Origin of the sequence: Clostridium sp. LS (assembly GCF_002760435.1) — a bacterium.
Taxonomy (GTDB): Bacteria; Bacillota; Clostridia; order Clostridiales; family Clostridiaceae; genus Clostridium.
In genome coordinates this window covers 41,919-56,466 of sequence record NZ_AUUU01000073.1, presented here as the reverse complement: position 1 = coordinate 56,466, position 14,548 = coordinate 41,919, and the positions used below count along the sequence as shown (strand labels likewise).

Below are 14,548 nucleotides of genomic sequence, written 5' to 3'. Positions count from 1 at the left end.
AAGTAGCACTTTTATATGTAATACTTGTTTTTTTGTTGTATAATCATAATTAATGAGATGTACACGAATATAGTTAATAAATCTTTTAGAAATTTTGTTTTCATATTGATTATAATACGGGAATAAATATTGAGGTGAAAATATGAGTTTTTCAAAAATAATTGCTGGAGTTTTTGGTGTTGTATTTATTATTATTCTATATGTAATAATATATTATGCACTTAAGATAATGTATAGAGATGTTAAAAATGGCGGGAAAAAGAGAAGACCATCTACCCCAAAAGGAAATTTGGGATTAGAAATTATTAATTCAGGTGAAGGTAAAGACTTAAAAGATGGATCAATTATTCCAATAAGATCAGATCTCACAATAGGTAGAAAAGATGGTAATTCAATTGTTTTAAGTGATCCTCACGTATCTGGGAATCACGCAAAAATTATTGTGAGAAATGATTCACTGTATATAGAGGACTTAAATAGCACAAATGGTACTTATGTAAATGGAAATAAAATAAATAATAAAACGAAATTAGCCAATAAAGATGAAATAAAGATTGGAACTTCAGTTTTTAAAATATTAAAATAAAGAATACAGCACATGATGAATGATTATTATAACTACTATAAATATAGTTAATCAGGTATTATAAATTAAGGATTTAAATCAATTAGGCTCAGTAGGAGGTAAAAATAGAAATACCTTCAGCTGAGCCTTACAATAAGCTGTTCAATGCAAATGCAATTAATATTAAATTCATTTAAAAAATTAGTTCTAACATAATTATAATAGTTAGTTACTAGAAGACGAAATGAGAACAATGAGGTGGTACAGATTGAAGATTAAAATGGATGAGGTAAAATTGTTAATTTTAACTTATCTTTTATGTATAGTTCTTTTTGCAGATTTAGCTATTTTAAAGGATCCCATGGATATGGGAGCAATATATATGGGACTAATAGTGTGCGTATTAATAACATTAACGCAAATTCTAATTAGAAAATTTTATCCTCATGGAGATAAGTTTCTAATTACTTTTGCGTGCATATTATCAGTTATTGGAATGGCGGTCTTATATAGATTGGATACTGCTGTTGCTATAAAACAATTAATCTGGTTTACAGCGGGAATAGTTATTTTTATTGTTTTAGTAGCAGCTATTCCAGATTTACGAGACTATGCAAAATATAAAAAGGTGTATTTGGTTATTACCTTAATTTTTATGCCAATGGCATTAGTATTTGGTACAGAAGTTTATGGAGCAACCAACTGGGTAATGATAGGGGGAATGGGATTTCAACCATCTGAATTTGGTAAAGTAGCTTTTGTGATATATCTTGCATCTGCATTAAAAGATTATGAAGATAAAAGTAATATTAAAGAAGATTTTAATCAACTTTGGCAACCAGCATTAGTAGTTATGTTTTCGTTAGGATGTTTGGTCTTACAAAAAGATTTAGGATCTGCTTTAATATTCTTTGGTATAGCCATAACAATGCTTTATGTTGCTACAGGAAAGAAAAAGTATGTAGCAATTACATTTGTATTATTTATAGTTGGTTCATTTCTTGCATTTAAACTATTTCCACATGTAAGGCAAAGAATAGTAATTTGGCAAAACCCATGGGAGTATAAGGATACAGGTGGATATCAAATTATTCAAGGATTATATTCTATTTCATCAGGTGGTATGTTTGGTTCAGGATTGGGTCAAGGATATCCTGGTTTTGTTCCTGTAAATACATCAGATTTAATTTTTGCAGTAATTTGTGAAGAATTAGGGATGGTTTTTGGGCTTGGGATTATGATAATATATTTCTTGTTTTTCTATAGAGGTATGCGAGCCGCTTTTAGGGTCCAAGATAAATTTTCACAGCTTGGAACTATAGGAATGAGCGCTATGATAGCCTGCCAGGTTTTAGTTATAATCGGAGGTGTTTTTGCTGTGATACCACTTACAGGAATTACATTACCACTTATAAGCGCTGGTGGATCATCTATAATAAGTATGTTCTTTGCGCTAGCAGTACTTCAGAAGATATCAGAGGAGGGCTAAAAATTGAAAAATGTTTCTAATAGTATAAAACAAGTAATGGTAGTTTTTCTATTTTGCTTTGTAGCTCTTATCTCATACATTGCATATTTTCAGGTTTTCTCAGCACCAACACTAGCTGAGCAGCAAGGAAATCAAAGACTTTGGGCAAAAAGAAATGAAGTTTTAAGAGGAACTATCTACGATAGGAATAAAAATCCACTTACAACAAGTGCAAGAGTAAATGCTCTTACACAAAAAAGAACCTATGTTAATGGAGACTTGTATGTTCATGCATTAGGATATGTGGATCCTAAATATGGGCTTACAGGATTAGAAGCTGATTATGATAGTGAATTAAGGTCTTATAATAAGATTACTAATGATTTTCTTAACTTAACCAAGGATTTTAGTTTAGATAAGTTAAAAGCTATGTTTCAAAATAGAAAAGAAGATGACGTTAAAATTGGTAATGGAGTCATAACAACGTTAGATCCAACACTTCAAAAGATAGCATATGATGCACTTGGAAATAATAAAGGTGCTGTAGTTGCTTTAAATCCTAAAACAGGAGAGGTATTAGCGATGGTTTCTAAGCCGACTTATAATCCAAATGATTTAGATGCTTCAATGAAGGCGGCAAATGAAGGAACATCAGAAGATAGTCCATTAATAAATAGAGCGGTATCAGGATTGTATCCACCAGGATCAACCTTTAAAACAGTTACGCTTAGCAGTGCTTTAGAAAATATGCCAGGTGTTACAAGCAGAACATTCGATGATACAGGAAAAATTGTATTTAATGATAAGCAATCTCTAAGTAATGATAACGGAGAAGTTAATGGAACAATAAATTTAAAAGATGCATTTAAATTATCAAGTAATTTTGTATTTGGTACACTTGCCATGGAGCTTGGAAATGATAAATTGAAAGAGACTGCTGAAAGATACGGATTTAATAATAGTATTGATTCAGAAGGATTTAAGATAACTAAAAGTCAATTTCCAAAGCTTTCAAAAGCTGAAATAGGAAGTATAGCACAGTCAGGTATTGGTCAAAGCAGTATCTTAGCAACTCCAATGCAAATGGCTTTAGTAGCAAGCACCATAGCAAATGACGGAAAGATGATGGAACCTAGGCTTGTTAATCAAGTAATTGATAAAGATAATAATGTAGTTAAGACAGTAGATCCTAAAGTATATAAACAGGTAATTAGTGCATCTAATGCAGCTATCATAAAAGATTATATGAAGTATTTGGTTGATTCAAAAGTAGATTCGTCATGGGGATATTTCCAAGGAACTGAGGCAGCAGGTAAAACGGGTACAGCTGATTATAATTTAGCTAATGGTCAAAGTGCAAAACCACATTCATGGTTTATTGGGTTTGCACCAGCAAGTAATCCTAAGATTGCAGTTGCAGTTATTGTTGAAAATGGTGGATATGGGGCAAGTGCGGCAGCACCAATAGCAGGCAGTGTAATTAAGCAAGCGTTAAATTAGTTATAAGTTAAGGAAGAAAACCTTGCAGGTTTTCCAAATTTAAAGAGCTAAGAAATCATTTCATGATTTCCTCCTTAACTGTAAATTGTAAACTGTTAACTGTAAACTGAATAAAGGGGGGATATTATGTTTGATTTTAAGGCTCAATTAAAAATTTTACCTGATAAACCAGGGGTTTATTTAATGAAAAATTCTCTTGGGGAGATAATATATGTAGGTAAAGCAAAGATATTGAAAAATAGAGTAAGGCAATATTTTCAAAATTCAAAAAATCATTCAGAGAAAGTAAGAGCAATGGTTAAAAATATTTCAGAATTTGAATATATAGTTACTGACTCTGAAATGGAAGCATTAATTTTAGAATGCAACCTAATAAAGAAATATAGTCCTAAGTATAATATTTCATTGAAAGATGATAAATTCTATCCTTTTATAAAAGTAACCACTAATGAGGATTTTCCTAAAGTATTTATAACAAGAAATCATGCGAGGGATGGTAATAAATACTTTGGGCCATATCCAAATGCAGGAGCTGTACACGAAACAATAAACTTAATTAGAAAAATTTTTCCACTAAGAACCTGCAAAAAGCTAATTGTTGAGGGAGGCAAGCCAACAAGAGCATGTTTGAATTATCATATAAAGAAATGTAATGCTCCATGTGAAGGGCATATTTCAAAGGCTGAGTATGGTGTTATGATAAGTGAGATTATGGATGTCCTAAGTGGTCGGGATAAAACTATTGTAAATAAGTTAAAAAAAGAAATGCAGGAAGCTTCATCAAATTTAGAGTTTGAGGAGGCGGCATCATTAAGAGATAAGATTTTATCAATAGAAAATATAGCTGAAAAGCAGAAAGTATTTAAATCCCAAGAAAGTGATGAAGATTTCATAAATATATATAAGGACGAGAAAGATTGTTGTATTCAAATATTCTTTTTGAGAGATGGGAAAATAACCGGAAGAGAGCATTTTATGATTGAGGATAGTGCTCATGAAGATGATAAAACAATAGTTTCACAATTTATGATCTCATTTTATAGAGGGACACCTAAAGTACCTAAAAATATTTATATTCCTGAAAGCGATGAAATAGAAGCTCTCGAGGAATTTTTGAGTATAAAACGAGGCTCGAAGGTTTATGTTAAAGTTCCAATAAAAGGTGAGAAAAAAGAAATGTTAGAATTGGTAAAAAATAATGCAAAGATTACTTTAGATCAATTTAAGGATAAAATGTTAAAAGACAAAGAAATAAATAGAATATCTCTAGAAAATATACAAGAGTTATTGGAACTTGATACCTTACCATATAGAATAGAGGCCTATGATATATCTAATATACAAGGGGTGGATTCTGTAGGGTCTATGATTGTATTTGAAGATGGCAAAGCCAAAAATAGTGATTATAGAAGATTTCGCATAAAAACCGTAAAAAATGCCAATGATTATGATAGCATGAGAGAAATATTGGAAAGAAGATTTACTCATGGGTTAAGAGAAATAGAAGAAATTCAAGAGAAAAAAATAAATTTCTCTAATGGAAAGTTTTCTAATTTTCCAGATTTGATAATGATGGATGGTGGAAAAGGGCAAGTAAATATAGCTCTTGAGGTATTAGATAAGTTAGGCATAGATATACCTGTATGCGGATTAGTCAAAGATGATCATCATGCAACTCGTGGAATAATCTATAATAATAATGAGTTAATAATAAATAGAAATTCTAATCTGATGCAGTTAATTAGACGGATTCAAGATGAAGTTCATAGATTTGCAATTACTTATCATAGGAGTTTAAGAGATAAGAGAACATTACATTCAATATTAGATGATATACCTAATATAGGACAGAAAAGGAGAATGGCACTTCTTGTGAAATTTGGAAGCATTGAGAATATTAAAAGAGCCACATTGGATGAACTTCTAGAAACTGAGTCAATTGATAATAAGGCTGCAAATAGTATTCTTGCATATTTCAAAAAACATGAACAAAATACATAAATTATGCTATAATAATACGGAATAAAAATTTACTTGATTAAATCTAGTGTGAATAAAAATTTACTTGTTTTCGATTAGCATATGGATTATTCTATATCATGTAAGTTTATGTGATTAATAAAAATATTTGAGGAGTTTTGGCATGAAGCATTATAAAGAATATAAGAATTTGTTCAGTACAATATACGAAGAGTCACAAATTCAATTAGATGCGAGAATGAGCGAACATATATACTTTAAGGTTGGGGGACCTGTTGATATACTTTTAATTCCAAATAGTGTAAAGCAGATTAGGGAAACTATAACCGTTTGTAAAGAAAATGAAATTCCATATTATGTAATAGGTAATGGGTCAAATCTTTTGGTTAAAGATGGCGGCATTAGAGGCGTAGTTATAAAGTTATGTGAGCTTAATAAAATAGAGCGAGTAGGAAATAAAATTATTGCAGAATGTGGTGTATTGCTTAAAGATGTTTCCAAAGAAGCAACGGCAGGGTCTTTAGCAGGTTTCCAGTTTGCATGTGGTATTCCAGGTAGTGTAGGTGGAGCTGTTTTTATGAATGCGGGAGCTTATGACGGAGAAATATCATTTGTTATTGAGAGTGCGGAAGTATTGGACGATAAACAAGAAGTTAAAGTGCTTTCTAAAGAAGAACTGAATTTAGGTTACAGGCAGTCTGTAGTTATGCAAAAGGGATATATAGTACTAAGTGCAACATTTGCGTTAACGCCTGGAGATAAAGAGAAGATTCAAGCTAGAGTTGATGAGTTGACTAAAAGGAGGGAGGAAAGACAGCCTTTAGAATATCCTTCAGCAGGAAGTACTTTTAAAAGACCTGAGGGTTATTTTGCTGGAAAATTAATTGAAGATGCAGGATTAAAAGGCTTTACTATTGGCGGGGCCTGTGTTTCAGAGAAACATGCTGGATTTGTTATTAATAAGGATAATGGAACAGCGAAAGATGTATTAGGTGTAATATGTTATGTTAAGGAAGAAGTAAAAAAGCAATATGGAGTAGATTTATATCCAGAAGTTAGAATACTAGGGGAAGATTAGGTGAGTGAAAATAATAACTATATCATAGTATGCAATAGATAATTTAAATTTATAAAACTCAAGAGTTTTGAGACTTTTGGGTTTTTTATGATTTAATCATAATAGTATGATATAATTTTAATATTAATGAACATAAAAAAAGCAGCTTATGTGTTTTAAAAGTATCTTTGGCAAAAGGGGAGTGTGTAATATGAGATTTGTTATAGTTACAGGATTATCAGGAGCAGGAAAAACACAAGCAACAAGAACACTAGAAGATTTAGGGTATTTTTGTGTAGATAACCTTCCACCAAAGTTAATATCAAAGTTTGCAGAAGTGTGTACCCAAAGTGGTGGGAATATTGAAAAAGTTGCATTGGTTATAGATATTAGAGGTGGAGTTTTTTTTGATGATTTTTTTGAAGCTTTAAATTATTTAAAGCAAAATGAATTTAAATATGAAATATTATTTTTGGAGGCAACAGATGAAGTCCTTATAAAGAGATTTAAAGAAACAAGAAGAAGTCATCCATTGTCACCAGATGGAAGAGTTTTAACTGGGATTACTCAAGAACGTGAAAGATTAAGAGAAGTTAAGAATGTAGCAGACATTATTATCGATACATCAAAATATGAAATAAGGCACTTAAGAGAAAAAATAAATACGGCTTATGGAGATCATACTTATCCAGAAAAGCAATTATCAGTTACAGTATTAAGTTTTGGATTTAAATACGGAATACCTGTAGATTCAGATTTGGTTTTTGATGTTAGATTCATTCCAAATCCGTTTTATATACCAGAATTAAAGCAATATTCAGGTAACGATGAACCAGTTAGAGAATATGTACTAAAACAAGAAGAAACAGTTAATTTCATAGAGAAATTAGTGGATATGTTAAAATATTTAATTCCTAATTACATTAAAGAAGGAAAAAGACAATTAATTATATCTATAGGATGTACAGGTGGTAGACATCGATCTGTTGCAATTGCGAATGAAGTATATGAGAGATTAAATAAGGAAAATTATAATTCTAAAATAGAGCATAGAGATGTAGCAGAAGATCTTCATAAAGGGGAAAAGAAACTATGAGGATACGAGATTGGCTTAAAGCAGGAATTAAGGTGAAAAGGTGGCTATCTTTTGGAGTCTTCGGAATTTTACTAATAGCCTTTGGTTTTACAGAACTTGTAAATCATAGAGTATATAATTGGTATTACCTAATTTTTTATGTATCTTTAAATATTACTGGAATATTTGTTTTATATATATCAGTAACTGAGACTATGAAATCTATAATTGCACTAGTCAATAGAGGTTATATTAAGGTTTCATTAGATAGTAGAAAAATGGAAAGCTTAATATATGAAAAAAGGCTACTTGTAAAAGGTCCTAAAATAGTTGTAATTGGTGGAGGAACTGGTCTCTCAACAATGCTTAGAGGATTAAAGTATTATACATCCAATATTACTGCAATTGTAACAGTTGGAGATGATGGCGGCGGTTCTGGTGATTTAAGAGAAGATTTAGGCATGCTTCCGCCAGGAGATATAAGAAACTGTATCTTAGCATTAGCTGATACAGAGCCTATAATGGAAGATTTACTTCAATATAGATTCCCAGATGGAAGATTAAAGAATCAAAGTTTTGGAAATTTATTTTTGGCAGCTATGGCTGGAATTTCTGATAATTTCGAAGAAGCTGTTCAGAAAATGAGTTCAGTACTTGCAGTAACAGGTAAGGTGATTCCAGTTACCCTAGATAATATGCAGTTAGTTGCAAAACTTCAAAACGGCAATATAGTAGAAGGGGAATCTCAAATCCCTGAAGAAGCAGTTAAACAAAATTCTCGAATAGAAGAATTAAAAATAGTTCCAGAGAGTGCAAAAGCATTACCTGAAGCATTAGAGGCTATAAAAGAGGCGGATGCTATAGTAATGGGGCCAGGAAGTTTATATACAAGTATAACTTCAAATCTGCTTGTTAAGGAGATTTCAAAAGAAGTTAGAAAAAGTGATGCTGTTAAAATCTATATATCAAATATAATGACTCAGCCTGGTGAAACCACAGGATTTAAGGTATCAGATCACCTAAAAGTTTTATTTAAGTATGGTGGAAAAGATATAGTTGATTATGTAATTGCAAACACGGGTGAAATTACCGATGAGTTAAAAGAAAAATATAAAAAAGATGGCGCAGAACTTGTAAAGTTGGATAGAGAAGTTATAAATAGTTTAGGTGTAAAGATAGTAGGAGAAGATTTAGTTAAAATTAAAAATGGATTAGTAAAGCATGACTCAGATAAATTAGCGGAAGTATTAGCAGATACAATAATGGAGAAGAAGCTTTTATATGATAAGAAAAAAATTATAGAATATATGTATTTATCACAACGTATAAAGAAAAGAGTAATAGAAGAAAAAGGTCAAGTAATTGATTAAACAATTATATTATTTAAAGTAAGGAAGGAAACAAAATGTCATTTTCATCTAAAGTTAAAGGAGAAATATGCAGGTATATAGATATTTCAAAGGAAGAAGCATTGGCAGAAATATCAGCAATAATGAAGGTTAGTGGCACATTAGCTTTTAGTGGAAGTGGACTTAGTTTTAAAATGACTACAGAAAATCCAGCTAGTGCTAGATTGATTTTCACACTTCTAAAGGATCACTTTGGCATTCATTCAAAATTAATGGTAAAAAAAAGTAATTCCCTAAAAAAGAATAATATTTACATGGTAGTGATATCGGAGGAAATGGGCGTTAGAGGTTTGTTAAGTGAAACGGGAATACTTAAAGAAATAGATGGAATAATGAGCTTAGACTATAGGATTGAAAAACATATTTTTAAAGAGGATAACCTTAAAAAAGCATATATAAGAGGTGCCTTTATTGGTGGAGGGAGCATAAGTAATCCTGAAAAAACCTATCACCTAGAATTTGTAACTCATAGTGAGGAGTATGCTAAAGATTTGTCTAATCTTGTTAATACATTTAAATTAAACTCTAAAGTGATACAGAGGAAAAATAGTTTTATAGTATATATTAAAGAAGGCGAACAAATCGTAGATTTACTAAATGTAATTGGAGCACATGCATCCTTGCTAGAGATTGAAAACATACGAATAATGAAGGAAATGAGAAATAATGTTAATAGGCTTGTAAATTGTGAGACTGCAAACCTTTCTAAAACGGTAAATGCTGCAGTTAGGCAGGTTGAAAGCATAAAACTCATACAATCTCAAATAGGCTTGCAAAGATTACCAGATAATTTGAGAGAAATTGCTGAACTAAGATTGAATTATCCAGATGAATCATTGAAAGAGTTAGGCGAAATGTTAGATCCGCCTGTAGGAAAATCAGGAATAAATCATAGATTAAGAAAGATAGAGAAAATAGCAGAAGAGCTGAGAACAAGCAAGTAAAACAGTGCACAGTTCATGCCCTTTAGGGTATCCTGTGGACAATTTACAGTTAGCAGTTTAAGGAACAAACTCCAACGGAGTTTGAAAAATATATTAAAAAGATCCCGAAGGGATTTTATCCATAACTGTTAACTGTGCACTGTAAACTGTCAACTGAAAGAAGGGATGGTATTATGTTTACACATATTGTACTTTTTAAGTTAAAAGAGCCAACAGAAGAAAATTTAAAATTAGTAAAAGAAACTTTATTATCTATGAATGGAAATGTTGAAGAATTAAAACAATTAGAAGTCGGAGTAGACGTAATAAAAAGTGATAGAAGTTATGATATAGGAATTATAACTAGATTTGAAAATAAAGAGGACTATCTTGCATACGACATAAATGAATTTCATGTGGAAAAAGTAAAAAAAGTTATAGGACCATATATGGAAGGCAGTAAAACACTAGACTTTTAATCAGTTAGGAGTTAACAGTTAACAGGTAACAGTTAAGGAGAAAACTCCTGCGGAGTTTTTAAATAAATATAAATAAAAAAAATCCCGAAGGGATTTTATCCATAATTGTTAACTGTGCACTGTAAACTGTTAACTGAAGAAAGGGTGGTGAGGAAATCATGGAAGAAAAGCAATTTTGCCATTTACACTTACATACAGAATATAGTTTATTAGATGGCTCCGGAAAAATAGGGAAACTTATGAAACAGGCTAAAGAGCTAGGGATGAAGAGTATAGCTATAACTGATCATGGAGTTTTATATGGACTTGTAGATTTTTATAAAGCTGCAAGAGAAAATGAGATAAAACCTATTTTAGGCTGTGAAGTGTATGTAGTGCCAAAGTCTAGACATATTAAACAACCTGATAAAGAGAATTCAACATATCATTTAGTTTTATTAGTTAAAAATGAAATAGGATATGAGAATTTAATGAAGATAGTATCTGTAGCTTCAATCGAAGGGTTTTACTATAAACCAAGGATTGATTATGAATACTTAAAGAAACATAGTGAAGGATTAATAGCTTTAAGTGCATGCTTAGGAGGAGAGGTACAATCCTACCACCTGAAGGGAAATTATGAGAAGGCTAAAGAAGCAGCGCTAATATATAAGGAAATATTTAACGGAGATTTCTACCTTGAATTGCAAAACCATGGAATGGAAGAGCAAATAAAGGTGAATGAAGAGAATATAAAATTATCAAAAGAAGTGGGAATTCCATTAATAGCTACTAATGACGTCCATTATATAAGCAAAGAAGACTCCAAATCTCACGATGTTTTAATGTGTATACAAACAGCTAAAACAATAGATGATCCTCATAGAAGAAGATATCCTTCAGATCAATTTTACTTAAAATCAGGGGAAGAAATGTGGGATATGTTTTCTTATGTTCCTGAAGCAATAGAAAATACCATTAATATTGCAGAACAATGTAACTACGAATATAAATTCCATGAATCTAAACTTCCTAAATTTCCTTTAGAAGAAGGGCAAGACCCTTTTGAATACCTTAGAGATACTTGTTATAAAGGACTTATAGACAGGTATGATATATTTGAGCAGTTGAGGGATATAAAATTAGACTACAGTAAGATTAGCGACATAGCAATAGAAAGTGAAGAAGCCAAAGAATATGTAGATAGGCTTGAATATGAGCTTGAAGTAATAAAGCAAATGGGCTATGTAGACTATTTTTTAATTGTTTGGGATTTTATTAGATTCTCATACGAAAGTGGAATACCTACTGGCCCAGGTAGGGGATCTGCTGCAGGTTCCATAGTGGCATATACATTAGGTATTACTAAGATAGATCCTATTAAGTATAGCTTAATCTTTGAACGTTTTTTAAATCCGGAAAGAGTATCTATGCCCGATATCGATAGTGATTTTTGCTATGAAAGAAGACAAGAAGTTATTGATTATGTTGTTGAGAAATACGGTGTAGATAATGTTTCACAAATAATAACATTTGGTACAATGGCTGCAAGACTATGTATAAGAGATGTTGGAAGAGCAATGAATTACAGCTATGCAGAAGTCGATAGAATTGCTAAGATGATACCAACTATGTTAGGTATTACAATAGAGAAGGCACTAGATTTAAATCCAGAGCTTAAGTCAGCGTATGACAGCGATGAAAGAGTAAAAACACTAATAGATGTATCAAAGGACTTGGAAGGGCTGCCAAGGCATTCCTCGACCCATGCAGCTGGGGTTGTTATAGCATCAAGACCTCTAGTAGAATATGTTCCATTACAAAAAAATGATGAAATGATAGTAACTCAATTTGGTATGAATACCTTAGAAGAACTTGGGCTACTTAAAATGGATTTCTTGGGACTTAGAACTTTAACGGTTATGAGTGATGCCTTAAAAATGATTAAGGACAATAGAGGAATAGATATAGATTTAGATAAAATAGACTTTGAGGATAAAGAAGTTTATAAGATGATAGGTGAAGGTAGAACAGCGGGTGTATTCCAATTAGAATCTGCAGGAATGGTTTCATTCATGAAGGAATTAAAACCTGATTCACTAGAAGATATAATTGCAGGAATATCGCTATATAGACCAGGTCCTATGGCAGAAATTCCTAGATACATAGAATGTAAAAGAAATCCTGAAAAAGTTCAATATGAAACAAAAGAATTAGAAGATATACTTAATGTAACGTATGGAGTAATGGTATATCAGGAACAAGTAATGGAAATTGTTAGAAAGCTTGCAGGATATTCAATGGGACGAAGCGATATGGTTAGAAGAGCCATGTCAAAGAAAAAGCATAAGGTAATGGAAGAGGAAAGAAAAAATTTCATTTATGGTATTATTGAAAATGATGAAGTAGTAGTGCCAGGGTGTATAAGAAATGGAATTTCTGAGGAAGTAGCCAATAAAATTTTTGATTCTATGATGGATTTTGCATCTTATGCATTTAATAAATCCCATGCTGCTGCTTATGCAGTTGTAGGGTATCAGACAGCATATCTTATGAAGTATTATCCAGTGGAAATGATAGCAGCTATGCTCAACTCTATTATGGGAATTAATGAAAAGGTAGCATATTATATTGGTATTGCAGAGGAATTAGGAATACAAGTTTTACCACCGAATATAAATGAAAGTTTTTCGAAATTTACTGTTAAAGGCGATAAAATAAGATTTGGATTAGCCGCAGTAAAAAATGTTGGGGCTAATGTTGTAGAGGGCATAGTTAAAGCTAGAGAAGAAAAAGGGAAATTTGAATCTTTGGTTGATTTTATTAATAAAATGGATCCATCAACAATAAATAAACGTGCTGTGGAATGTTTAATAAAAGCTGGTGCCTTAGATGATTTTAAAGTTTTTAGATCAAAAATGTTAGCTGTCCATGAAAAATTAATAGATAATATTTCAAGTGATAAAAGAAGGAATATAGACGGCCAGATAAGCTTATTCGCAAGTGAAGAATTAAAGAATCCAGAAGTTAACTATCCAAATATCAAAGAATTCAATAAAAGAAATTTATTAGCAATGGAAAAAGAAATGACTGGACTATATATTACGGGACATCCTTTAGATGATTACGCTCAAAGTTTAAAAATGCAGACGACTAATGAAATATCTAAAATATTCTTAGTTCAAGAAACACTGGATGAAACCATGGAAAACGATATGGGTGATATTACCATGTTTAATAGACAAGATAGTTTGCAAGATAATGACAGAGTAATTCTTGGAGGAATACTCACAGGTGTTAATCAAAAGGTAACTAGAAATAATTCTATAATGGCATTCTTAAAACTTGAAGATTTATCAGGAACAATTGAGGTAATAGTTTTCCCTAAGATTTTAGATAAAGTTAAAGATTTATGCGTAACAGACAGCTTGGTACTGGTAAAGGGAAGGCTTAGCCTAAAGGAAGATGAACCACCTAAGCTTATATGTGAGAGTATTGAACCTTTGGAAAAAATAAATTCTTCGAAAGTATATTTAAGAGTAGATGATACTGTGGCAGCCAAAGAACTTAATAAAAAACTTAAAGAGCTGTTAATAAAAGAATATCTTGGAGATACACCTATATATATATTTGCAAGTAAAGAAAAACAAAAATTCAGAGTACCTAGAGATAGATGGATTTCATTAGAAAGCGATGTTATAAGTTTGTTAAAAGATGATTTAGGGGAAGAAAATATTAAGGTTCAAGATATATAATTAAATTATAGATAGCAAATGTATAAATGGAAAATATTATAGAAATTAATATGACAAAATTTATATTATTTTATATTAATTTATCGTTTTTTGGTTATAATAGAGAAGATGAGTTAATATTAAATGAGAAATAAAAATAATATTATATTTAGATACAATAAGTACCTTGATTAAAATAAATATATTTTATACAAAAATATGTTAATTTTGAAGTGCTTGGGTATGAAACCAGTTGATTAATTAAGAGTACATGCGAGCTCTAAAACTTTTCATAAAATTAAGATATTTATTTTAGAATAATATCAGAAATTAGTCAAATATGATTGATAATTGCAAGAATTTTATGTACAATAATTCT

At 31.1% G+C, this 14,548-nt stretch carries 10 protein-coding genes; all 10 read left to right on the top strand.

Translation table 11 applies throughout. From position 1 onward, the window contains the following. Positions 1–142 precede the first annotated feature (142 nt). The 10 genes from COL3_RS17035 (at position 143) to COL3_RS16990 (ending at position 14,190) form a co-directional block, all read left to right on the top strand. Positions 143–586: an FHA domain-containing protein gene (locus COL3_RS17035; protein WP_008429416.1), complete on the top strand. Its 444-nt coding sequence runs from the start codon at positions 143–145 to the stop codon at positions 584–586. A 247-nt stretch (positions 587–833) separates the two neighbouring features. Continuing rightward, complete coding sequence (locus COL3_RS17030) at positions 834–2,054, top strand: FtsW/RodA/SpoVE family cell cycle protein (protein ID WP_008429415.1); 1,221 nt, start codon at positions 834–836, stop codon at positions 2,052–2,054. A gap of 3 nt (positions 2,055–2,057) precedes the next feature. Then, complete coding sequence (locus COL3_RS17025; RefSeq protein WP_008429412.1) at positions 2,058–3,533, top strand: penicillin-binding protein 2; 1,476 nt, start codon at positions 2,058–2,060, stop codon at positions 3,531–3,533. 126 nt (positions 3,534–3,659) lie between these two features. Beyond that, complete coding sequence (uvrC, locus tag COL3_RS17020; RefSeq protein WP_008429411.1) at positions 3,660–5,534, top strand: excinuclease ABC subunit UvrC; 1,875 nt, start codon at positions 3,660–3,662, stop codon at positions 5,532–5,534. A 142-nt stretch (positions 5,535–5,676) separates the two neighbouring features. Further along, positions 5,677–6,591, top strand: a complete 915-nt coding sequence (gene murB, locus COL3_RS17015; protein ID WP_008429409.1) for a UDP-N-acetylmuramate dehydrogenase — start codon at positions 5,677–5,679, stop codon at positions 6,589–6,591. 190 nt (positions 6,592–6,781) lie between these two features. Continuing rightward, positions 6,782–7,666: an RNase adapter RapZ gene (gene rapZ, locus COL3_RS17010; RefSeq protein WP_008429406.1), complete on the top strand. Its 885-nt coding sequence runs from the start codon at positions 6,782–6,784 to the stop codon at positions 7,664–7,666. Continuing rightward, a complete protein-coding gene (locus tag COL3_RS17005; protein ID WP_008429404.1) occupies positions 7,663–9,015 on the top strand; it encodes a YvcK family protein in 1,353 nt (450 codons plus the stop codon). Before rapZ ends, COL3_RS17005 begins: the two co-directional genes overlap by 4 nt. Positions 9,016–9,050: 35 nt before the next feature. Further along, on the top strand, positions 9,051–9,998 hold the full coding sequence (gene whiA / locus COL3_RS17000) for a DNA-binding protein WhiA (protein ID WP_008429402.1): 948 nt from the start codon (positions 9,051–9,053) through the stop codon (positions 9,996–9,998). A 173-nt stretch (positions 9,999–10,171) separates the two neighbouring features. Further along, complete coding sequence (locus tag COL3_RS16995) at positions 10,172–10,456, top strand: Dabb family protein (RefSeq protein WP_008429400.1); 285 nt, start codon at positions 10,172–10,174, stop codon at positions 10,454–10,456. Between the two features lie 158 nt (positions 10,457–10,614). Next, entirely contained in the window at positions 10,615–14,190 is a 3,576-nt protein-coding gene (locus COL3_RS16990) for a DNA polymerase III subunit alpha (RefSeq protein ID WP_008429399.1), read from the top strand. Positions 14,191–14,548: the final 358 nt, after the last annotated feature.

Excerpts from the sequence above, each read along its gene's own strand:
- COL3_RS17035 (WP_008429416.1), top strand. The coding sequence starts at position 143 with ATGAGTTTTTCAAAAATAATTGCTGGAGTTTTTGGTGTTGTATTTATT.
- uvrC (WP_008429411.1), top strand. The coding sequence starts at position 3,660 with ATGTTTGATTTTAAGGCTCAATTAAAAATTTTACCTGATAAACCAGGG.
- murB (WP_008429409.1), top strand. The coding sequence starts at position 5,677 with ATGAAGCATTATAAAGAATATAAGAATTTGTTCAGTACAATATACGAA.
- rapZ (WP_008429406.1), top strand. The coding sequence starts at position 6,782 with ATGAGATTTGTTATAGTTACAGGATTATCAGGAGCAGGAAAAACACAA.
- COL3_RS17005 (WP_008429404.1), top strand. The coding sequence starts at position 7,663 with ATGAGGATACGAGATTGGCTTAAAGCAGGAATTAAGGTGAAAAGGTGG.
- whiA (WP_008429402.1), top strand. The coding sequence starts at position 9,051 with ATGTCATTTTCATCTAAAGTTAAAGGAGAAATATGCAGGTATATAGAT.
- COL3_RS16995 (WP_008429400.1), top strand. The coding sequence starts at position 10,172 with ATGTTTACACATATTGTACTTTTTAAGTTAAAAGAGCCAACAGAAGAA.
- COL3_RS16990 (WP_008429399.1), top strand. The coding sequence starts at position 10,615 with ATGGAAGAAAAGCAATTTTGCCATTTACACTTACATACAGAATATAGT.